A 23,140-nucleotide genomic window follows, 5' to 3' on the forward strand; every position below is an offset into this window, starting at 1 on the left:
AAAAAACTTTTCAAAGAAATTGAATTTTCTCATCGTTCAATTTCTTATAATAAATTATTTTATCATATTATTTAGTCAAATACTTAAGATAGGTCCTGGTTTTACGCATTTTCGCCCAGTCTGAAGACAATGTGTTCTTCCGCCTTTTTTGCGTTTGCTTCCGCTTCATCGGCATTTTTACCTACCGCAATGATATGTCCCCATCTGTCACCACTGTTTTTTAATCTGCCCGCTTTTTCTCCAACCTTTTTATATATGGATATTTCTACCACACCGGGCATTTTCTCTGCTTCAAAAACCCCCTCGATCGCAGTTATCACAAATTCTTTTCCATCTGCACTGCTTTCCTCTTTTGAATGAAGAAATCTGATAGCAGAGCCTTCATTCTTTGAACTCTTACAGTCCACCTTTTCACCAATTGTTGATGAAATACATAAATCTATGAGATCAACTCCGGTAGAAAGTGGAACAAGCCTTGATGTTATAAAGTCACCTCCAAGCCTTGCGGCTATTTCGACCAGCTTAGCACCTTCTTTTGTCACCTTAATTTCCGTATGCGATGGACCGTCAATTATTCCGACCGCTTTTATCGCTGCTTTGGCAACCTTTTTTATATCATCCTGTACTTCCTTTGGAAGTCTTGAAGGTTCCGTATGGCCGGTTTCTACAAAAAAGGGAACTTCGGTAACCATCTTATCGGTTATGGTAATTATGTTTGTTTCTCCGGAAACCGTAAAAGACTCAACACTTACTTCCGGACCTTCCATAAATTCCTCAAGAAGAACCTCCCCGCTCCTTGAATACTGTCTTGTATAATTGTATATTTCTTTGAGCTTTTCCTGTTTTATATCTTCCTCCGGAGTTTTATACCCGCTTGCATTAACAAGCACAACTCCTCTGCTCGCAGCATTATCCGCAGGTTTGCATACAAATCTGTCACCAAGGAGCCTTGCTGCCTCCATAAATTCCTTTTCATCAGAAACTACGTGAAACTCAGGGATAGGCACATTGCATTCCTTCATACGTCTTCTCATAGCAGCCTTGTCAGTTGCACATATGGAGTTTTCATAGGAAATATCATTTCTTTTGCCAAGCTGTTCATTCACAAAGGCAACGGTCCTTACGGGCATATCGCTGGTTGAGGTTATGATATAATCCGGCTCATATTTCTTTGCAGCTTCAAGCACAGCGTCCCTGTCAATTGTACTGATGCACAAAAACTCATCGGCAAATTCAATACCAACCGCTTCCGGATCATAATCAAGGGCATATACATACAAGCCCTTCTCCTTTGCTTTTTTTATTGCAGGTACCTGCAAAGCACTTGCTCCAAGTATAAAAATCTTTTTCATAAAACTCACATCTCCATAAGTACTTCTGCTATTCTGTCAGCACCCTGACCATCTATAAGTTGCTTTAGTTTGTTTGATTTTTCTATTCTCTCCGAGGTGTCCATGAAAGCCACTTCCTCTATGAATTCAATAATCGAAGTAAGGACTTCATTCATATCATTTCTAAAATCACCCGCATATGGGATATATCCCCTGTTTGCGAAAAACATCGCATCCGGCTCCTGATTCTCCGCAAAGACAAAGCTTATGGACAATACGCCTACAGCACACAGTTCGTACAAAGTCGTTCCCGCAGGTGTGATCGCAACATCACAGCTCCCCATTATATCTGCAACATTTGATACATTCTGATGCAAAACCACATATCCGTCCTCAATATATTCCTGAACTTTCTCTGTAACACGATAAAAACGTCCTGCAAGAAGATGGATTTTCTTTTTTCCCTCTCTGAAATGCAGTTCGGGATCCTTTAAGATTGCGGTAATAATAATCTCCGACAGCCCCATGGAATCCGCGCCTCCGGTAGTCAGAAAAATGTTGCCGATATCATTTTTGTTATAGCCATAAGTTCTGTGGGCTCCATCTGCAGCTTCTTTGTTTTCGTCAGCAACAAGTTTTTCATCTTCAACAAGCTCAATATTCATCAAAAGCTCGCCATCAGTTCCAAACCTCCCCATATCACCTGCAACACCCGTTCCGCGAGTCATTCTGCTCTTATTTACAAACTGCTCCCTGATAGGTATGTATTTAGTTCCAAGCAGCAGCATTGGTACATCTTCTCCGTAGAATTCTTCATAGGAAAGATCTACAGCTCCCGGACTATAATTTAAAATTGCGGTTGCGGGAAATCTTTCCTTTTGCATATCATCGATATACATGGTTCTGATACCGTTCGATTCAAGCATTCGAATATACTCAGGAGTTGCATAATAGCTGTCCACCAGAATTGTGGTTATCTCCTCATCATGAAGATAATCAAGCAGAAGTATAATCTCCTGCTCCAGAAGCCTCCAGTCGGTTCCAAGCACAAAAAAACCGTACTCTTCCTCAATATAAGGCACTATATTATTATCCGCAGACACAAAAACGACAGAGCATCCCATCTGCTGCAGACTACCAGCTATTGTCCTGCAGCGCATGATATGCCCCGTCGCCACTATTTCATTTGCGTCCACACGAATCGCTATCGTACTCAATTTTGCTCCAATCCAGCGGTGTTCCGCGTGTTAGCTTATGTTTAGCCTTTTTGCCAAGTACCTCTTCATAATACTTTGGCTTCATTCCCTGAATATTGTAGGATCTGATACTTCTTACATTTTTTTCAGTAAGAGCTTCGCCTTCCTCAACATCCTCAACTATAAAAAGAGATCTTCGATTGGTATATTCTCCTGCTTCAGCCTCAGTAGGACCATAAAAAATACTACCAAGAGCCAGCTCCGCATCATGCACTCCCTTAACCATATCTGCAAATTCCTTCGGTTCCATTGAAAATGCGGAATCTGCAGACGGAAGATTTCTGTCCAGGCAAAAATGTTTTTCAATTACAACTGCCCCAAGTGCCGCTGCTGCAATAGCAGCTGTTGCACCCATAGAATGATCTGACAGCCCTATTGGCACATCAAACTTTTCTTTCATGTCAGGTATGGTCCTGAGATTAAGGTCTGAAGACACAGTCGGATAAACGCTGCAACACTTAAGGAGAATTATTTCATCATTCCCCTGTGATCTTATCGCATCGATCGCTTCCCTGATTTCCTCCTCAGAGCCCATTCCTGTGGACATTATGATCGGCTTACCTGTCTTTGCAATATATTTTATAAGAGGAATATCAACCAGTTCAAATGATGCTATTTTGTAGAATTCCTCTCCGATGTTTTCCAAATAATCAACCGAAGTGGTATCAAATGGTGTAGAGAGAAAATCTATACCGCATTCCTCACACTTTTTCTTAATGGGTTCCATCCATTCCCACGGAGTATATGCCTCTTTATAAAGATCATGCAGATTATAACCGTCCCAAAGGCCGCCATGTATTCTGAAAGCCTCAGCATCACAGTCTATCGTGATTGTATCTGCCGTATAGGTTTGAGTTTTAAGGCAGTCGGCACCGGCCTTTGCTGCCTCCTCAACTATTTTCAGCGCATTTTCAAGACTTCCGCCATGATTTGCACTCATCTCAGCGATAATGTATGCTCGATTATTTTTCAGGCAATCTTTTAACTTCATAAAACCTCATCCGCCAGCTTTGCTGACATTATTTCAATATTCCCTGCTCAGTAAGAAATCTGTACTTAAGTTCTGCAAGAAGCCAGTCACTTTCATTATCTATATCCTGTGACTCCACCGGATCGATGATATACGGTATGGATTTCTCCATAGTCGTATCCTTCTGAATTTTAAATGCATCATTTCTGAAAATATAGAACTGACCGCACTCATGATACTGTTTCTGAAGATCCTGGCTCCTGGTGGTTGCATACTCAGGATGAAGCATCTTCACAAGTCCTTTCTCATCTATAAAAAGCCCTCTCTGAGGAGGATATGAAAATTCCTGCATCGGAACAATTGACTCAGCACCGGCTTTAACAAGCTCATCCATTGCTTCCTTTAATTTCCTTGCTGTAACAAAAGGCGCTGTAGGATAAATGCAGCATCCGTATTCAAAGGTTTGCCCCATCTCCTCATATCTGTCAAGAACTTCCAAAAGGACGTCCGCAGTAGTTGCAGTGTCATTTGATGTCTCAGGAGATCTGTAAAAAGGGACTTTAGCACCTGCTGCCTTTGCTATCTCCGCAATTTCCTCATCATCTGTAGATACCATTACTTCATCAAATATTCCTGACTGCAGTGCTGCCTCTATAGAATAATTGATAATCGGTTTTCCGTTAAATATTTTAATGTTTTTACGTGGTATTCTCTTACTTCCGCCACGTGCGGTTATTATAGCAATTGCGCTCATGTATACTCCTGTTACAGGCACTTTTTTAAACTCTGTAATAATCCACTATCTTCTGTACTGCCTGTATAACATCCTCGGCATCTTCATTGGTCATACCTGAATATAGCGGAATTGTTATCATCTCATCATAAAGCTTCTCCGCATTAGGACAAATTCCCTTTTTATATCCCTGTTTTTCATAGTAAGGGAAATAGTATGTAGGAATATAGTGAACATTACAAATTATGTTCTCAGCTCCAAGAGCGTCGAAGAATTCTCTTCTGCCTATTTTAAGCTTTTCGGGAACAAGCCTTAAAATATACAGGTGTCTGCATGAATCGGAATTCTTATCCTCCTTCTGCACAAAAAGCTCGGGCATTTTTGAAAACGCTTCATCATACTTTGCCCTTATTTCTTTTCTTCTCTTAATAAACTCGGGAAGCCTGTCAAGCTGACTGCACACAAGTGCTGCCTGCATATCTGTAAGTCTGTAATTTGGCGCAAGAAGAAGCTGCTCGTAGTACCAGGGACCATCGCTCTCATTTTGCATAAGTGAAGTATCCCTTGTTATTCCGTGAGTTCTAAGAAGAATCAGTTTCTTATATAGTTCTTCATCACTTGTGACAATCGCTCCGCCTTCACCTCCTGTAATTGTTTTAACAGCGTGAAAGCTAAAGGTTGTCATATCCGCCAAAGTGCCTACGTGCTTGCCCTTATATTTAGTTCCGATCGAGTGAGCTGCGTCCTCTATCATTACAAGACCGTGTCTGTCGCAGATAGCTCTTATCTCGTCCAATGCCCCTGTCTGTCCTGTGTAATCAACAGGAATAACAGCCTTGGTCTTATCGGTAATCTTCCTTTCAATATCCGCAGGATCAATCTGATACGTCTCGGGATCAATATCCGCAAACACAGGCTTAGCCCCGCAATAAAATGCGCAGTTTGCACTTGCTGCAAAGGTTATCGGTGTAGTAATAACCTCATCCCCGGGTCCAACGCCTGCAGCAAGACATGCAATATGCAAAGCGGCAGTATCATTACTTATAGCTACCGCATATTTTGCACCTGTTATTTCGCAGAGCATTTTTTCCATCCTGGTAATAGCAGGTCCCGTAGTGAGGTAATCACTTTTAAGCACCTCTACAACCGCCTCAATATCATTCTCATTTATATCCTGGTGGGAATAGTATAATTTTTTGTCTCTAACGGGCGAACCCCCGCAAATAGCAGGGATTCCGTTTATCTTATCATTCATTTGTACTCCAGTTTATCAGTGATCTACTGCTTCGTGTAATCTGTTTCTGATGTCCTCTACGCTCATCCACTCTGTGTTGTTACCTGAGCTGTATGAAAATCCTTCGGGTACCTTCTTACCTGCCGGATCCGGTGTCTGTCTGTCATTAAACGTAACCTGAGGATATACAATGAAATGCTTGTCAAATTCATATGTGAAAGGTGCATCCTCTACTGTTACCATGATTTCATCCAGCTTTTCACCGGGACGGATTCCTATTTCAGTGGTTGCAATTCCGGGGCACATAGCCTCAGCAAGATCAGTAACCTTAAATGAAGGAATTTTACTGATAAAGGTTTCTCCGCCCTTTGCCTCATTAAGAGCCTTAAGCACAAGCTCAACTCCCTCCGGAAGGCTTATCCAGAAACGTGTCATTCTGTAGTCGGTAATAGGAAGCTCCTTTTCGCCTTTTTCAATAAGGTGCTTGAACAGCGGAATAATCGATCCTCTACTTCCCGCAACATTGCCATATCTGACAATAGAGAAATTTATATCCTTATTACCCGCATAGGCATTTGCAGCTATAAAGAGTTTATCGGAAACCATCTTTGTTGCGCCGTAAAGGTTTACAGGATTAACTGCTTTGTCTGTACTTAGTGCAACAACACGCTTAACTCCTGTATTAAGAGCTGCATTTATAACATTCTGCGCACCGTTGACATTGGTCTTTATGGCCTCGTCGGGGTTGTACTCGCAAGCAGGAACCTGCTTAAGGGCAGCTGCATGGATCACGTAATCAACACCTTCCATGGCGCGTTCCATTCGTGCTGCGTCTCTGACATCACCGATGAAAAATCTCATCTGGTCGGCATGCTCTTTGTAAACCTTCTCATTGGCCATTGTGTATTGCTTATATTCATCACGTGAATACACAATTATCTTCTTGGGATTGTAGTTTTCAAGAAGATACTCGGTAAAGCAGTGTCCGAAAGAACCTGTTCCTCCTGTTACAAGTATGGTTTTATCATCTAATTTCATTTTATGACCTCTTTTCAATGAATAATACTAATAGATTATACTATAAAAAGGATTAAAGATAAAATAATCCATTCATTCCATAACATATTGCGTCCACATATCTTTCTCAGACATACGCTTACACTCTTTGACATTATGATTATTATCTGCTATCTCTTCAAGTATATAATCCCTGTTATCATGATCTGCAGCATATATCACCAGCTTTTCCCTGCTATTAATCTTATCGTCAGTAAGCTCTTTGGTGTTTGCTTCGTTTACATAATAAAGCTCGTCATATTGGAGCAGCTCATCGGTAAGTCTCCAGATATTATCGGGAGTTGCATCATTATACATTACCACGCATGCAGCTTTTTTCTCATTCATTTTTTTTGCATACGTTATTTTTGCAGCATCTTCAGGATATAGGAACAGCACATTCCTATCAATCCCAATACCCTTACCTATTATCAATGTAAAAATAATAAATGTTCCAAGTACGGGTATCTGAATACCCAGAGCTTTTCTGTTACCGACAATAGCCCTTATTCCTATCCTTGTAAAGTATGCAGCAAGCAGCAATATTATCGGATATATCGGCATCTCATATCTATTGGAGGTATCCCCCAGAAGAAGAGCTGTCTTTGCAACTATAAGGAAATATCCCGTTGCAGTCACAACAAGAATTCTGATATGAGCAATGTGCAGTTTATCCTTTTCCCCCTTGACCCTTAGCATAAAGAAAAGTGCAACAAGCGCTATCACTATCATCACTACTATAAGCCACAGTATTCCGGAAAACAGATAATCATCAGCAAGTCTGAAGAAAAAGTTTATCCTTTCGAAGCTGTTATACATATTGGAAAAAGCTTCAGCTGCTTCCTTCCCTCTATACCCCCTGAAAATATGAGAAACCGAAGCGGGGTAAACAGCAACCGAAACGCCGATAGACAAAGCAGAACATATAATGTAAACCAATATATATTTAAACCGTTCTGCCATAGAAGCAGCCTGCTGAACAAATTTCTCATCCCCCAAAATTTTTTCTATATCCAGCACATTTTTACCGGCTTCATTTTGATTTTCTTTTGTCTTTTTCTTTCTGTTCTTTGGCATAAGAAACAAAAACCATATTCCAAAGGATATTCCCATCATGCACATGAAGATCAGATAATAATACTGGGTTAAAAATCCAAAAAGATTAACAAACGATATGACGATCACATAGGACAAAAATCCCTTTTTAAACTTTTTGTCAAAGGGCTTAGCAAGAACAAAACCTACAAGCTCCGATCCTTCATAATACCTTTTTATAAGACTTATCAGCTTCATGTGCCAATATGCGGAAGCCAGTATAAAAACCGTAAGCCACATGTACATCCTGATAAACAAAACACAGGAAATTGTCATGGGATTAAAGCCATACGCAAACATAAGAGTAATCCTTAGTTCTTTGCTCATTCCTATACTGTTTGCAAGCTTCTCCAAAATAATAAAGCTGATAATAAATGCAATAAGATTAATAATTATCCCCTGCCATTTGCTGAACACTCCCGGAGTAACAGAGCATACCGTATGCAAAAGATCATAGAAAAAAGGCGGATGTACATCCCAGGACTGCACAAGATGGACCAACCCGTAGTTAAAGCCTTCTCCCGGAAGAACAACAAATTCATTCCTTATTGTTTTAGTATCAACCCATTCTCTGTCGGGATAATAAAAACCCAGGGTTCTGTTTGATGAAAAATACGAATAATACTCATCCTGGTGAAAGCCCTCTTTCTGCATTCCGAAAATGCATATCGTCAACACTTGCAAAACAAGTATAAAAAGAAGTATTAAACTGTGTTTTTTTGAGTCAATCTTCATTGCAGTCCTCTAACCTTTGCATGTATTGTACGAGCCGCCTTCGGGGCAGCTGCCAGTATAAGCAGATACATTTTATCTTTTTTCGAAAGATATCTGTTGGAAGAAATATCTCTCATATGTCTTCTTAAAAAACCTACAACATTCTTTTTATAAAATCTGTTTTTCACAGTCATTTTACTTATCGGAATATGAAGAAGGTAATCAAGTCTCTGAATCAGACAAAATCTGATTGCCACATCAGTAAGCTCCGGAAAGCTCTTTTTCACAAGCTTTAATGCTACATCTGAATTTCTGACAATGTCAGTAAATACCGGCGGAAAATAGTCTTTCTGATCAGCCTTTTTTCTTGAATTGCTGCCGCTCCGGTAGTAAACGTGATAGTACTGCTGGGGTAAAATAACAAGTTTTTTCACCTTCTTGAGCATATGTATCATCAGAAAAAAGTCTTCGTTAAGCTCTCCCTCAGGAAATCCCTTGCAACCTCCCGTGAACAGTTCTTTGGATGTAAGCTTGGTACAAAAGGATGCATCGCCTGTATGCATTAAAAGTGTTCTTAAATGTTCCTTTCCTGATATTATGTTTACATAATTCGGAGGTATGCACACATCCGGAAGCTTTGTTCCATCCTCCGCGATTTCATCCCTCGATATCTGAGCCATAAGGACGGGTTCATCCTCTGTGCTGTTTTCTTCAATCGCCTTCATCAGCACTTCATACATATGATGGTCTATATAGTCGTCTGCATCAACAAAGCCAATATAATCACCTGTCGCAGCACTTATACCTAAGTTTCTTGCTTTGCTGCTGCCACCGTTTTCCTGATGAAGAAGAGTTATGGATGGTCCTGTGCTGTTCTTTAAGAATGTTTCATCTTCCTCATAGCGAAGCTTCCCCCATGTCTTTTTTATGTAATCCTCTGCTCTTTTATAAGTATCATCCGTAGATCCGTCATCTACCACAATTACTTCAAAAAGTTCATCGGGATATGTCTGATTGCATACGGAATCAAGACAGCGTACTATCAGATCCTCAATATTATAGGCAGGTATAATTACACTGATTTTTTTGGTAAACAATTCCATCTCCTCAAAAAATACTTATTATATTTACTCCAGATGATTATCTTCCTGCACGGTACGCATAAATCCCGGAGCCTTTATCACATTTGCCCTGCTAAGAGGTCCATCCTCATACGGTGAAAAATTACTACCACTTGTTATACTTTCACAAAAAACCAGTAATCTTTCTGCCGCATTTTTGGCATTCCAGTTTTCTCTGATAGTAAGATAGGCTTCTTTTTGAAGCTTCCTCACATAATCTGCATTTAGTGTGGGGGCTTTTCTATCCCGGACATTCTCCGAAATGGTCGCATCATTGTCTAAAAAAAGTGCATCTATCTTCTTTATAAGCTTTTCCTTGTCACAACTATCAAAAGTAAAACCATTTACACCATCCTTTATAAGATACGGAACAGCTCCGGCCTCGGAGGATGCCACAACAACACATGCACTGTTCATAGCCTCATTCACTACTGCTCCCCAACCTTCAAGATAGTTACTGGCAAATATGAATACATCACTTTTTTCCATTATTCCCCGTACCGCTTCCGGTTTAAGGGATCCGTGCATAAAAACATAATCTTCAAGCTTTTCGCTTTTTATTAACTCCTGTATGTCAGAAAAAAGCGGTCCGTCTCCAAGAATATCAAGACTAAAATCAACGCTGATATTCCTAAGATGCTTTGCCGTTTCCACAGCCAGTTCTGGGTGTTTTAGCTTAATAAGTCTGGCGGCAAAGCATATATGCAGTTTCTTTTTATCTTTATACAGTAATTCTTCCAGTTCTTCTTTACTGTATATTTTGAAAGGTGGAAAATATCCCCATTTATACATCTTATCCGGATATGCGCCTATCATCTTAAAATCTCCGGAAACATAAGCTCCTGAACACAACATATAAACAGGGGCATTTCGAAATTTTATATGTTCTTCATACTTTGCCTTTAGTCCCCTTGGTGATACAGCCTTCCATCTACCCTCACGGTAAATCCGCTCACTGACCCTGACAACCGGTTTCCCGCTGCTTAGTCTGTCTCTTATTACCTGCTCGGATGGTGCATTCTTATCCTGTCCTGTCCAGCCAAGTATCATTACATCGCAATCCATTATCAGTTTCGAACAGGTTTCCATATCCTCATACATCCTCTTCACATATGAAATCCCTGCTGTATCCGAATTCCACCCCATATTCTTTCGTGCTTCATCCATAGGCTGCGATTCTATAAAGAAAAAATCTTTACCAAGTGCTGAATATAATTCATCACAAAGCGGAATCTGATGATGATTTATGTAATTAGACACAAATGTTATCTTAATAGCAAAGCCTCCTTCAGATTATAGCTTTAAGCCATCATAGTTTTGTATATCTCAATAAGCCTCTTATAATTTTCAGAAGCGTCATGAGTCAGCATTGCGTGTTTTCTTGCATTATCACCGTAAACAGCTGCTATTACAGGTTCTCTGAACATCTGCTTTACACATTTTGCAAGTTCTTCTGAATTTCCGGGTTCAAACAATAATCCGTCCACATTTTTTTCGAGCATGCTGGGAATCCCACCGGTTTCTGCCGCAACCGTCGGCACACCCAGAAGCATTGCTTCAGCCATTGAATTTGGTGAATTCTCCAATATTGACGGACACACAAATACATTGCATTTAAGAAGCTGTTCTTTCATCTGCTCTGCCGAAAGCTTTCCAAGCATCACAACCTTGCCACCAAGCTTCCCTCTTCGTATCAGCTTCTTTAAATATTTACCGTAAGCCGAAATTCTTATTGCAAGAGGATACTTACTTTTTCCCGATGCATTCTTTTGTTCATCGGGAATAGTCACTGTTTTTCTCCTGATTTTACCTATTACGCTGTTACCTGCAACATACAGCTTTGTATCAGGATACTCTTTTAGTATTTCGGGCATTGCCTCCAGCATAAAATGAAATCCCTTCAAAGGATAATCCCCTTGAGAGAGAAAAATGCTGTGAGGAACAGTATTTACAGATCTCCATGCATTCACATAAAAAGTCGGACGCATGGTCTCATTCATTTTATGGTATACGGCTTTCGGATTTATCCCGGAGGTTATTTCCTTATCAAAATCCGTCCTTCCGGTTATATTTCCTGTAAGCTTTATTGCCATGATCTCGTTTTCAGCACGTTTTTCGAACTTTTCCTTTTGCTGAATAAGCGAATCGTTTTTGTATCTGTCCCTAAACGTGGTGGCCTGACTGACAGACTCCGGGAGATTTGCCATGTAAACCCTGGCTATCTCAGAGCATAATCCCTGTATTCCAAGAAGCGTCCTTGATGGTCTGTTAAATGCCTTTATCGCTGCAAGATTGTGCGGAAATTCAGTTCCAAATACATGTACGATATCAGGCTTAAAGTCTTCATATATTTCTTTAAACCTATCTTCCAGCCCCTCATCATAAACTTCAGGCATGTCAAGATTTTCTTTAAAACCGTAAAAACTTACATTATCAATTTCTTTTTTGGCTTTTCCCATATCCCCTGATGGAAATGCTACGCCAAGAATTATATTTCCGGCCTTTTTACCGGATACGATCTTATCATATGCCCCCGAAAGCCACCCTTCCCTTTCAGACCAGGGCAGTCCGTTCGCCTTTGCAAAAGCAGGCAGCATTATGTTACAAACCCACAAAACTCTCATTTATTTCCTCTTATCGATGTCTGTATACCAGACTTTTTATCTTATTATATACCCCTGCCGTCTTTGGATTTTCCGCTATTTTACTTCTAAGCGGCGCAAGTGTCAGCATTCTGATCATGTCAAATTTCTGAATCTGCTTTTTTGAAAGATATAAGTGTATTATCTGCTGTCTCTCTGTTTCCGATATCTTCCTGTTTTCCTTTGTTTCCGAAAAACCGCCACCCTCATAATCAGCTATACGCAGATTCATGTATTTCGTTTCTGCCTTCTCAACATAGATACATCTGAGGAAATGTTCGTAATCCGCCCTCACCTTCCAGACAGTATCAAACGCATATCTAAGAACAAGTCTCTCATCATAAAAACAAGCTTGATGAGATGGAACATTTCTGTAGCAGGCAAAGTCGTCTATCTTAGGATTAGATGAAACTCTCTGCCTTGTCTTCATCTCATAAATATCTCCGTAATAAATCGTGGGTACGATTGTTCCCGAATTCTTTGAATCAAGCTGTATCTTCTCATAAACATTCCTTAAAACCTGATTATTTGAAAATACATCTCCACAGTTCAAAAAATAGATATATCCCGGAGCTGTATCCTTTATTCTCCGCTCTTCCTCATTCTTTATGGCATTAACCGCCATATTCATAGCATCGTAAATACCATGATCCTTACTTCGGATTATCCTTATCCTTCCGTCCTGATACCTTATGTCAAAGGAACCGTTAGAACTCATCTTTCCGGCACTAAGCCGCTTTCTGCCATCAGTTTTTTTATCTTCATCTTCGTTTATTAATCCCAGGCACTTTACAGCTTTTTCTAGTGAGCCATCTGTAGAACCGCCATCCTTTATCACAATGGCAACATCCTTAAAGGTCTGCATTTTAATACTTTCCAATGTATTTATCAGATCCTCACCTGCATTATATGAAACAACAATTATAGTAAAAAATGGTCTTTTCATTTCATACCTCGTCAGCCAAAGCCTCTCTCCGATAATGTTGCGGGCAATTCATGAAACAAAAATGTCTCATAGGGAAGAATCCTTACTCCATCACCTGCAGCACCTCTCATATATTTCGCAAAATACAACAAACACCCGATAACAGTCAAAACCCGAAGCATTCTTCCAAGCTTATAACGCTTCTCGTCTCTGTCCGAAATAAGAATTTTTACAAGTGCCGGAACGTACAATATCTGAGTTACAGTAAAATAATACGCTATTCTTGATACTGTTGGCAAAAATGAGCAGAAAACATACAGTATCAGTGCTCCGAGATTTGAATAAAAGTAAAAACTCATTTTTCTGTCTTTTATTATATCTTTTCCAAGAATCAGAGCAGCCAGGGCAAGAACCCCTGCGCATCTTATTATACTTATTGTGCTAGTTCCGCCTGAAAGGTATTCGGTCCCTTCATATGACGGATAAATTTTGATTGCTATCTGAAGGTATATGTCTTTTAAAAACATACAGGAAACAGAAAGAAGTGCAAGTGTAACGTACATCCACCGCTTCCATTTCATAGCTGCCAGTGGATAAAGAACAAGTACCACAAGAAGCGACTTATGAAAAAGGCTTCCGCATAATATGATCAGTATAAATTTGGGCCAGTCACCCTTAAGGCAAAAGCTGATCGAATAAAGTGCAATTCCCAGCGCAAGGTAATATCTGACTGTACTTAAGGATTGAAAATAATACCCAAGGAGCATGAACATCATAAATGACAGAAAAAAGTCCTCTGTCTGCCTGTTTATGGCCGCAAGAAAGAAAAACACCGTTGCTGCCGCAAAGAATGCAAACACCATGACATAGTTTTCAAATCCAGACAGAGTATAAACAAGCTTTGTAAGATAATTAAATCCGACTTCAGTGGGTACCACTGCATTACTGTAGGTTCTGTGCATAAATTCCACATATTTACTGTAATCATTCCCAACATTCAGTCTCAGAGCAGATACTCCTGTCAAAAGCACAAATAGTGAGAAAAGCCCCACTGCATTTCTCACCTGTTTTCTACTGAGTCCTCTGTGTATGAAGTTATATTCTCCGCCAATTACCGCTCCTGCGGTCACATTCTTTGTGCCTGAAAAATAAGCTATTGCGAGTGTTATGACGGTCAATGTGATATATACCAGCATATAATCCGCACCCGTACCACTTAATATCATTCCTTATCATGTTAAAAGCTGCGTTTACTTTGTGCTTCAAGCTTACCCCGCCTTATTCCTTTCAGCATAAGTCTGTAGCACTCAGTTAAGGGCTTTTCCCTGCACATCTCATTTTTCTTAACAAGCAGAAATCTTAAGCTCATGATCACTGCAAGCTTTCCGTACAAAAAATGATACAGTACCCCTCTGTCAAAAAAGAACTTGTCATTAAACCCGGTAAACCAGGTAGAAGGTCTCTCCGACTCTTCATGTCCGATACTGACGGAAGTTCTGTATATTTTAATCCCGCTCTTTAAACAATCATGTAAAAAAAGCGAATCCTCACCGTTGCTGTATTTTGCGCCACCGCCAAAAAGTGTCGAAAACCTCACTCCGGCCTTTCTGATAACAGCTGTTCTGGCTGCAATCGCATATGCAGGATATCTTCCGTAATTCTTCCAGGTTACTCTCGCAAAATCCGTATTGTGATAGGTCTCTCTTCCCGGCGCAGCCTTTACATTAAACATCAGCATATCTGCCTCGGGATGTCTGTCAAATTCCTGCTCTACGGCAGAAACATAACCATCATCAAAAACTATATCTTCATCCGCAAACTGTAAAAATTCATGGTCTGCATTATCAAGTGCAAGATTTCTGGATAAGCCGACTCCCCGTTCATTTCTATCCAGTACCTTTATTTTATAAACTTCATCCTTATTATTTACATACTCAAATTCAGTACTGTCATCCTTATCACACTGATTAACAATAACCGCATCGGACTGAATATTCATTTTTTCGGGCAGCCTCTCCTTTATCTGATTGACTCCCGACACAAGCAATTGAACTCTAGACATATCACAGACCCAAATATCTTTTCAAAAATTTCATATCCGCATCGGTTATTACAATTCCGCAAATCCTGCAATCGATTTTTTTCAGAAGAGAAATAAGATGCTCTGTCATTGCGCCGTTGTGTTTTCCCATACTGACTGCAATTATTACTCCGTCAACGTGAGACAGTTTTTCAAAAGACTCATTATCATTTCCCGGAAGCGTCATGGTAATAAACTCCGGGACTTCGCTTTTTAGTCCATCACCCAGAACTTCACCTATTCTTGATTGTGCACTCTCAGCTTTTATTTTTCCGTTTTTGTCATCAACACAAATAATAGCAGCCTTTGAAACACTTTTAAGCTTTTCTCTGAAAGCAAGAATCATTTCATTTCTGAAAAATGAAGGTTCTTCCTGTCCCTTGCCACTTAGTATCCCAAGTACAGGCAAGGCATATCTTCTTTGTACATCCTCGGGAACATATACGATATCATCCACAAGACTCACAAACAGAAGGGTAAGAACCGCCAAAACCAAACCTATAGCAGCGCCTAACGCTACTGCTACACCCATTCTGTCCGGTAAAAGCTCAAGTTTTGTATCACTTCTTCCCAAAAGCTTTATCGAAGTGAAGGCTTCATTCTTTTCTCCGTAAGCTACAAGTGCCTCATTTGCCGCATCTGCAATTGCACCGGAAAGCTCCCTGTCCGGATTTTTCACAGTAAAGAGCATAACTCTGACATCAGAAGGGATATCCGCATTAACCGAAGATATTACATCCTGTCTTGTCACATCTACATCTTCCCGATATCCTTCGTTTGCAAGATTCTCCATTATTCTGTCAAGAATATTGTCATCTGCCTTTATTGGAAGGTTTGTATCTTCGGCTTTTACAAGTATATTCCATGTATAAGCATTGTAGAAATCAACCTCTGAACCTTTATTTTCATCATAAGCAAAATAAATATACAGTGTTGACTCCGTGACATAATTTCTTGCAGGCGCATATACCACATTTGCCATGAAATAAATGAGTCCTGCAATTACACCTCCTATAATTGCCGCAACTGGCAGTATCCACAGTTTTTTTAGCAAAACAAGATAAAATGCCCTTAGATTCAATATTTCATTGTCATAGTTTTCTCGTTTTGATGCCATTTTGACCTCATTATTTGTTGTCCGTATCCTTAAGAGCCGTTACCTGCGTGGCATCGACACCTTCCGTTGCATCAGGTGTAAACAGAATCTTAAGAGTTAATAGCATAAGCTTGAAATCAAGCCATACAGAATAGTTTTCTATATAGGCCAGGTCCAGCTTCAGTTTATCATACGGTGTAGTATTGTACTTACCGTAAACCTGTGCATAGCCGGCAAGTCCCGCTTTAACCTTCATTCTAAATGCAAATTCAGGCATAGTCTCCATATACTGCTCAATAATCTCAGGACGCTCGGGTCTTGGTCCTATAAACGACATTTCTCCTTTGAGAATATTGAAAAGCTGTGGTAGTTCGTCTATTCTAAAGGCTCTTATAATTTTACCGATAGGTGTTATTCTCGAGTCATTCTTTGTTGCAAGCCTTGCCACTCCGTCCTTTTCGGCATCAACCCTCATACTTCTGAACTTCATGATCTTAAACTCTTTCTGGTTCAGAGTGCAGCGAATCTGCTTGTAAAGAACCGGACCTCCGTCATAAAGCTTAATGATTATGGCTGTAATTAGCATAACCGGCGATGAAAGTATGATCAGAATAAGTGCGCAGACGATATCTACAAGTCTCTTGATAGCACGCTGCTCGACTTTAAGATAATACTCTCGAAGGAGAAGAACAGGTGTGTCAAAAATATGAAGCTGCTCAGCTCCCTTAACAAGAACATCCGTAATCTTTGGCATAAGATACACTCTTATGGAATTTGAATACAAGAATTTCAAAAGCTTATTTCTATCCTTAGTGGGAATATCCCAGAGAACTACAGCGTCGTAGCGTTCAAGGCATTCTCTTTCGATAGCCATAAGTCCCTCTTTTATATTGAGACACTTAACAATGTTATATTTATCCTGTCTTGAATTGAACTTCCTTAAAATATCATCAACCGGGTATTCTCCGCTTATAAGAAGCATCTGCCTTGCCGGAAAAATCGATCTGTACATCCAATTCGTACAGACCGCCCACAAAAAGGATATTACCATCTGAATAGCCAGTATTTCTAGCATGGGATAAACCGGTACAAGCCAGTTTCTCATTAGTGATATTTGGAAATATGAGATAACATTTACCATGAACAGTGCAAAAATCTGTGACAGAAAAATATCCATTGATTTAAGATATCCTATTTTCAGTCCGCCGTAGGTATTTGAGAAAAAGAGCATAAGTACAAAATATATCGCAATTACCAGCAAATGTCCTCTGAAATACAGCTTAAGACCATTACCAAACATATATCCGTCCGCACTTATTCTTTGTGCAGATACAATCGGATAATATACCTTAAACCAGAAAAAAGCATAAACTGCAGTCTGAATCAACAGTCCAATAAGTCCCAGACATAATACAAATACTCTTTTTATAGATTCAACCTGTTTCATACAATTACCCTTAAAGCCTTCTTGCAGTCGCTCTGTAAGCCCATCCTATAAAATAGAAAAGGCTTGCAACTACAGACAATCCGGCTATTTTTCTATAAAGTCCCCAAATTCTCTTAAGCGCAACCAATTTATTAGAAGAAAGTGATTTGGCAGGCCTTCTGTATATTGCAAGAACTTCATCCAGTCCGTATGCTGTAATCCCGCCCTTAAGTATCGTCCACCAAGTTGCAGTATCTTCACTTTCTATCTGTGGCATAAAAATCTTTTCCTTAGGAAGTTTTTCCGTATCTATCATAACCGTTGTCGTAAATATTACGGTTCTCGATAAGGCCTTTTTAAAATTCAGTGTATCCGGAACATGCACGATCTTCCCGGTAGGTTTTGCATTTTCATCCCCAAACTCATATGCAGTAAACGCAAACGCTGCATCTTTGCTCTTAATAAAATCAATTTCTTTTTCAAGCTTATTCTCATACCAGATATCATCAGCATCAAGAAAAGCTATGTATCTTCCGGTGGCAGCTGCAATTCCTGCATTTCTTGCAAGAGCAGCCCCCCCATTTGTTGCTTTTTGTATAAGCTTTATTCTGTTATCGCCCGCACTGATTGCACTTCTTATCAAATCAGCACTGTTATCGGAAGAAGCGTCATCCACCAGTATGAGTTCAAAATTATCATAGGTCTGTCGTTGTACCATGCTGATGGTTTCCAAAATATAGTTTCCGGCATTATAAACCGGAACGATAATGCTGACACGATTTCTCAGGCTGCGATCGTTTTCCATCAAATTTCTTCCTTAACAATATAAATAGGTCTTTTCTTGACCTCAAGATAGGTCTTGCTCAGATATTGTCCGACAATTCCGAGGCAGAAAAGCTGAACACCGCTAACAAGCGATATAATACATACAAGAGATGGCCATCCGCTGGTAGGATCTCCAAATGCTATTTTTCTGATGATCGTGACAATTATAAGCACAATTGCCAAAAAGCAGAACACCACACCAAGTATGGATGAAAAAGCCAGTGGCACTGTTGAAAACGCTATAATGCCATCAATAGCATATAAAAACAGTTTCCAGAAAGACCATTTTGTCTCACCTTTTTTACGCTCGATATTTTCAAACTCAAGCCATTTTGTGGAAAAGCCTACCCATCCGAATATCCCCTTTGAAAAGCGGTTATACTCCTCCATAGACAAAATCGCATCCACGAATTGTCTTGTCATCAATCTGTAGTCTCTTGCTCCATCCACTATCTCTGTCTTGGACATTCTATTGATCAGACTATAAAATCTTCTGGCAAAGAAGGATCTGATTGGTGGTTCACCTTTTCTTGTAACCCTTCTGGTAGCAACAGAATCATACCCGTCATTTACAATATATCCATACATTTCCGGAAGCATTGCCGGCGGGTCCTGAAGATCACAGTCAAGCATTACCACATAATCCCCTTTGGACTTTTGCAGCCCGGCATATATAGCCGCTTCCTTCCCGAAATTTCTTGAAAAATTGATAAGATGAACTCTCTCATCTGTCTCATGAAGTTTTTTCACTTCCGAAACAGTTCCATCCTTAGATCCATCGCTTACATATATGATTTCAAAATCAACATCATGTTCCTTAAAAAACCTTTCGGTTTTCATAAGTTCGTCATAGAAATCCTTTATGTTCTCCTCTTCATTGTAACAGGGAACAATAATACTAATAAGTTCCATCTTTATCTCTCCGCTCTCATAGGATTATTCAGAAAATCTTCATAAGCAAGTCTTATTCCGTCTTCGAGCTCAGTCTTATAGGTCCATCCAAGTCCTGCCGCCTTTGATACATCAAGTAATTTTCTGGGTGTTCCGTTTGGCTTTGTAGCATCCCATTCAATCTCGCCTTCATAGCCAACCACTCTGGCAATAGTCTCTGCAAGCTCTTTGATTGTCAGTTCTTTGCCTGTTCCGGCATTAACTGTCTCATCACCGCTGTAGTTATTCATCAAAAATACGCAGAGATTTGCAAGGTCATCAACATACAAAAACTCACGAAGTGGAGAACCGTCTCCCCAGCATGTTACCTTTTTAAGTCCGGCTTCCTTTGCTTCATGGAATCTTCTGAGCATCGCAGGAAGTACATGAGAATGTGTCGGATGATAATTATCGTTAGGCCCATAAAGGTTTGTAGGCATTACTGAAATATAGTCCGTTCCGTACTGTTTATTTAAAAATTCGCAATACTTCAGTCCTGAAATCTTTGCAAGCGCATAAGCTTCATTCGTCTTTTCCAATTCACTTGTAAGAAGGCAGTTCTCCTTCATGGGCTGAGGTGCCATTCTGGGATATATACATGATGACCCCAAAAATTCAAGCTTCTTGCATCCGTTCTTCCATGCTGAATGAATAACGTTCATCTCAAGAATCATGTTTTCGTACATAAAATCCGCAAGCGCACTCTGATTAGCCTCTATTCCGCCAACCTTTGCAGCAGCGAGAAATACATATTCCGGCTTTTCCTTTGCAAAAAACTCTTCAACCGCATCCTGCCTTGTAAGGTCAAGCTCTTTATGGGTTCTGGTAATAATATTTGTGTAACCCTGTTTTTCAAGTTCTCTTACAATTGCAGAGCCAACCATTCCTCTGTGGCCTGCAACGTATATTTTAGCGTTCTTCTCCATTACGTTATATCTCCAATCAAATCAAACTACGAGTCTTAATTGTACTCCATTTTGCCGTTTTTTTAAAGTTTACGGGGTATAAGGCAAAAAACCGTCCGAAATACTGTCCCCTGCCATATTGACAGTATCGACATTTGGAACTGCAGGAAAAGGATCATACCCTGTTCTGTCTCCTTCCATAGGATAGTAAAACATCTGTCCTCCGATATTTTTCTCATTAAGAGCATATTTATTATATTCCTGCTGGACCAAAAGATACCCCGGTCTGAATCTCGGTATATCATCCTTAACAAGTACCACGAGCTTAAAAAGCATAAATGCAGCAAACATTACTGCCATAGCTCTGTAAATATGTACTTTTTGCCCTTCTAAAGCCTTATTGTCCAGGATAATAAAAAATCTTCCCACAAGCATCGTGGCGGGAAGCCACAGATATACACCGCCATATCTTACAAGCGGGGCGGTAAGAATAAAATACGCAAGCGCTACATATGCTATCCCTTCTATAAAGGCAAAATCAAAAGGAGATACTGTACTTCTATTGCTAAGTTGAAACACTTTATTCTCCTTTGATCCGCTCACGGCACTTTCCTTTTTCTTTTCAGAAATGTCTTTCACAGCATAATATATCGCACAGCCTGCAAAAACCGGCAAACAAATAGCATCAAGAAGGAGCATCATCTTGTTAAATACCGATAACCCCTTTACCCATAGCGGAAACCATTTTACAAAAGGCTCGGAATACATCGCAGCATCTGTAAATCCTCTTCCGTACGCAGTTATCTCATGGGCATCACTGATTGCTGTCTCATAAGGTATCTTCCACGCAACACTAAAAAGATCAATCTGAGGAAACGGATAAACAAGCCATCCGGTAAGTATCACATTTCTTGCAAAATAAGGTGCCGAAATAAGCAAACAGAATAGTACGCATAGCAATACAGGCTTTATTCCTTCTTTGCCTCGTTTTTTCAGTACCCTGACAATAGGGCAGAGCGCAAGAAGCATCATCGGTGCCGCTGACAGTTTAATTGTAGTTACATATACCGAACAAATCGCAAGCAGCGCATGCGGCAGAAAAGCTCTCTCGTGGACCGCATACAGATCAAGCCAGTGTATAACAATATAAAACACCATTGTGGCCATAAAATAGTCCGATGCAGGTGAAACCATCTCATCAAATATTGTAAAAAGATAATAGATTGCTATCAGCCTTACAAAATCAGAAAGAACCGGACGCTGTCTTCTTGCGATATGTTTTAAATCAGCACACTGCCATGCCAGTAAAAGTGCAAAGTATCCGGCCATGGTATGGACAGGTCTGCCTGTAAAAAAGCCGCTGTAAAGAGCTGAGAGTGCAAACGAAGCACTGTTATATCCAAGTCTGACATGAATATTCCCAAGTCCCTTTATAACTCCGTATTCCTGAATCCATCTTATGGCCTGAGCATGATACAGATCCGTGTCATAGTGCATAAGCCCGTGCGAAGTTCCGTATGCCATCAGGATAAAAATCGCAGAATACAAAAGCAGGCTCCTGGTATTCATTATCTTGAAAATACAATGGATTATTCTGTCATTAATGTGCTCGCTGTATACATAATATAAAACAAAGCTGATAATGACTAAAATCACATTGGCTGCAAGAGCTACGCTTGTCACCAGGCTGATAATCTCTGCATAAACCGTTACCACCACAATACCGGCAATAAGATAGCTCTCATTGTATCTGTATGTATACTCCGTTTTCTTTTTACTCTTTTCAGTATACATACAGCCGATTTTTGAAATACCTTCAAGCGTTGCAAAACCGATTATATATGTAGTTATAAGTACATAAATCCAATTTGCGATTACGGAAAGCATATTCTATTATTCCTTAGCCAAGAAGTTCCTTTAAATATCTCTCAATTGCTTCATGCCAGTCTGCAAACATAAAATTCGAAGTAAGTTTAAACATATAATTTTCAAGAATAGAGTAAGCCGGTCTCGGAGCAGCCTGAGGATTCTTAGCTGCATACTCCTTACTTGTAACATGATTTACCTTCGTATTCTTTCCTGCTATTTTAAAGATTTCTTCTGTAAATGCTGCCCAGTTTGTATCACCCTCACAGGTTCCGTGGAACAGACCATAGTTTTCTGTTTCAAGAAGATAGTGGATTGCCCTTGCAAGCTCATATGTACTTGTAGGTGTTCCAAGCTGGTCACAGACAACACTTACTTCCTCATATTTTTCAGAAAGGCCAAGCATTGTCTTTACAAAGTTTTTGCCATCTCCATAGAGCCATGCTGTACGGATTGTAAAATAATTTTTGGCAAATTTCTCAACAAACTGTTCACCCGCAAGCTTTGTAATACCATATTTACTTACAGGACCTGTCTTATCGAATTCTGTATAGGGTCTTTTACCATCTCCGGCAAAAACATAGTCTGTTGAAATGTGTACAAGTTTAGCGTCTGTTTCTGTTGCAGCTATAGAAAGATTTCTTGGACCGATAGCATTTATCTTATATGCAAGATCAACATCACTTTCCTGAGCATCAACTGCGGTATATGCTGCACAGTTTATTATTGCATAAGGCTTAACTTCTCTTGCCAGCTTAGTCACAGCATCCACATTGGTAATATCAAGCGGAGTAATTCCCTCTCCTTCAAAAACATCTGTGTTAACAAGCTCGTATTCACCTGTTTTATTAAGTTCTAAATTTACCGCTCTTCCAAGCTGTCCGTTACATCCTGTAACTATAATCTTTTTCATTTTTTTATCCTTTCCATTTCAA

General features: G+C 39.9%; 20 protein-coding genes. All 20 read right to left on the reverse strand.

The features are described from left to right. Positions 1 to 101 precede the first annotated feature (101 nt). Positions 102 to 1,352, reverse strand: a complete 1,251-nt coding sequence (locus BV60_RS0115570; RefSeq protein ID WP_029323204.1) for an ATP-grasp domain-containing protein — start codon at positions 1,350 to 1,352, stop codon at positions 102 to 104. Positions 1,353 to 1,357: 5 nt separating this feature from the next. After that, a complete protein-coding gene (locus BV60_RS0115575) occupies positions 1,358 to 2,548 on the reverse strand; it encodes a PseG/SpsG family protein (protein WP_156036124.1) in 1,191 nt (396 codons plus the stop codon). After that, positions 2,514 to 3,578 (reverse strand): pseudaminic acid synthase, encoded by a 1,065-nt coding sequence (gene pseI / locus BV60_RS0115580; protein WP_029323208.1) that lies wholly within the window; start codon positions 3,576 to 3,578, stop codon positions 2,514 to 2,516. The genes BV60_RS0115575 and pseI overlap by 35 nt, the downstream gene beginning before the upstream one ends. A gap of 28 nt (positions 3,579 to 3,606) precedes the next feature. Then, positions 3,607 to 4,311: a pseudaminic acid cytidylyltransferase gene (gene pseF / locus BV60_RS0115585; protein WP_029323209.1), complete on the reverse strand. Its 705-nt coding sequence runs from the start codon at positions 4,309 to 4,311 to the stop codon at positions 3,607 to 3,609. A 25-nt stretch (positions 4,312 to 4,336) separates the two neighbouring features. After that, entirely contained in the window at positions 4,337 to 5,545 is a 1,209-nt protein-coding gene (gene pseC / locus BV60_RS0115590; protein WP_029323211.1) for a UDP-4-amino-4,6-dideoxy-N-acetyl-beta-L-altrosamine transaminase, read from the reverse strand. A gap of 15 nt (positions 5,546 to 5,560) precedes the next feature. Beyond that, positions 5,561 to 6,562: a UDP-N-acetylglucosamine 4,6-dehydratase (inverting) gene (gene pseB / locus BV60_RS0115595; RefSeq protein WP_029323213.1), complete on the reverse strand. Its 1,002-nt coding sequence runs from the start codon at positions 6,560 to 6,562 to the stop codon at positions 5,561 to 5,563. Positions 6,563 to 6,634: 72 nt separating this feature from the next. Then, a complete protein-coding gene (locus BV60_RS0115600) occupies positions 6,635 to 8,410 on the reverse strand; it encodes a hypothetical protein (RefSeq protein ID WP_029323214.1) in 1,776 nt (591 codons plus the stop codon). Further along, positions 8,407 to 9,492 carry a glycosyltransferase family 2 protein gene (locus BV60_RS0115605; protein ID WP_029323216.1) on the reverse strand — a complete coding sequence of 362 codons (1,086 nt, stop codon included), beginning with the start codon at positions 9,490 to 9,492 and terminating at the stop codon, positions 8,407 to 8,409. The genes BV60_RS0115600 and BV60_RS0115605 overlap by 4 nt, the downstream gene beginning before the upstream one ends. Positions 9,493 to 9,516: 24 nt before the next feature. Next, the gene (locus BV60_RS0115610; protein ID WP_051656788.1) at positions 9,517 to 10,770 is read right to left on the reverse strand and encodes a glycosyltransferase family 4 protein; all 1,254 of its coding nucleotides are present in this window, start codon (positions 10,768 to 10,770) and stop codon (positions 9,517 to 9,519) included. Between the two features lie 41 nt (positions 10,771 to 10,811). After that, positions 10,812 to 12,134 (reverse strand): glycosyltransferase family 4 protein, encoded by a 1,323-nt coding sequence (locus BV60_RS0115615; RefSeq protein ID WP_029323220.1) that lies wholly within the window; start codon positions 12,132 to 12,134, stop codon positions 10,812 to 10,814. 10 nt (positions 12,135 to 12,144) lie between these two features. After that, positions 12,145 to 13,098, reverse strand: coding sequence for a glycosyltransferase (locus BV60_RS0115620; RefSeq protein ID WP_029323221.1), 954 nt, complete (start codon positions 13,096 to 13,098; stop codon positions 12,145 to 12,147). 11 nt (positions 13,099 to 13,109) lie between these two features. Further along, positions 13,110 to 14,303, reverse strand: a complete 1,194-nt coding sequence (locus BV60_RS0115625) for an EpsG family protein (RefSeq protein ID WP_242840991.1) — start codon at positions 14,301 to 14,303, stop codon at positions 13,110 to 13,112. 11 nt (positions 14,304 to 14,314) lie between these two features. Continuing rightward, positions 14,315 to 15,139, reverse strand: a complete 825-nt coding sequence (locus tag BV60_RS0115630; protein ID WP_029323224.1) for a glycosyltransferase family A protein — start codon at positions 15,137 to 15,139, stop codon at positions 14,315 to 14,317. 1 nt (position 15,140) lies between these two features. Beyond that, positions 15,141 to 16,274 (reverse strand): YveK family protein, encoded by a 1,134-nt coding sequence (locus tag BV60_RS0115635; RefSeq protein ID WP_029323226.1) that lies wholly within the window; start codon positions 16,272 to 16,274, stop codon positions 15,141 to 15,143. Positions 16,275 to 16,284: 10 nt separating this feature from the next. Beyond that, positions 16,285 to 17,700, reverse strand: a complete 1,416-nt coding sequence (locus BV60_RS0115640) for a sugar transferase (RefSeq protein WP_029323229.1) — start codon at positions 17,698 to 17,700, stop codon at positions 16,285 to 16,287. A 10-nt stretch (positions 17,701 to 17,710) separates the two neighbouring features. Then, on the reverse strand, positions 17,711 to 18,484 hold the full coding sequence (locus BV60_RS0115645) for a glycosyltransferase family 2 protein (RefSeq protein WP_029323231.1): 774 nt from the start codon (positions 18,482 to 18,484) through the stop codon (positions 17,711 to 17,713). Further along, positions 18,484 to 19,416, reverse strand: a complete 933-nt coding sequence (locus tag BV60_RS0115650) for a glycosyltransferase family 2 protein (protein WP_029323233.1) — start codon at positions 19,414 to 19,416, stop codon at positions 18,484 to 18,486. Before BV60_RS0115650 ends, BV60_RS0115645 begins: the two co-directional genes overlap by 1 nt. Positions 19,417 to 19,418: 2 nt before the next feature. After that, on the reverse strand, positions 19,419 to 20,360 hold the full coding sequence (locus tag BV60_RS0115655; RefSeq protein WP_029323235.1) for a GDP-L-fucose synthase family protein: 942 nt from the start codon (positions 20,358 to 20,360) through the stop codon (positions 19,419 to 19,421). 69 nt (positions 20,361 to 20,429) lie between these two features. Continuing rightward, positions 20,430 to 22,226, reverse strand: a complete 1,797-nt coding sequence (locus BV60_RS0115660) for an LIC_10190 family membrane protein (RefSeq protein ID WP_029323237.1) — start codon at positions 22,224 to 22,226, stop codon at positions 20,430 to 20,432. Positions 22,227 to 22,239: 13 nt separating this feature from the next. After that, positions 22,240 to 23,118: a dTDP-4-dehydrorhamnose reductase gene (rfbD, locus tag BV60_RS0115665; RefSeq protein ID WP_029323239.1), complete on the reverse strand. Its 879-nt coding sequence runs from the start codon at positions 23,116 to 23,118 to the stop codon at positions 22,240 to 22,242. Positions 23,119 to 23,140: the final 22 nt, after the last annotated feature.

Source organism: Butyrivibrio sp. AE3004, assembly GCF_000703165.1.
GTDB lineage: Bacteria > Bacillota > Clostridia > Lachnospirales > Lachnospiraceae > Butyrivibrio.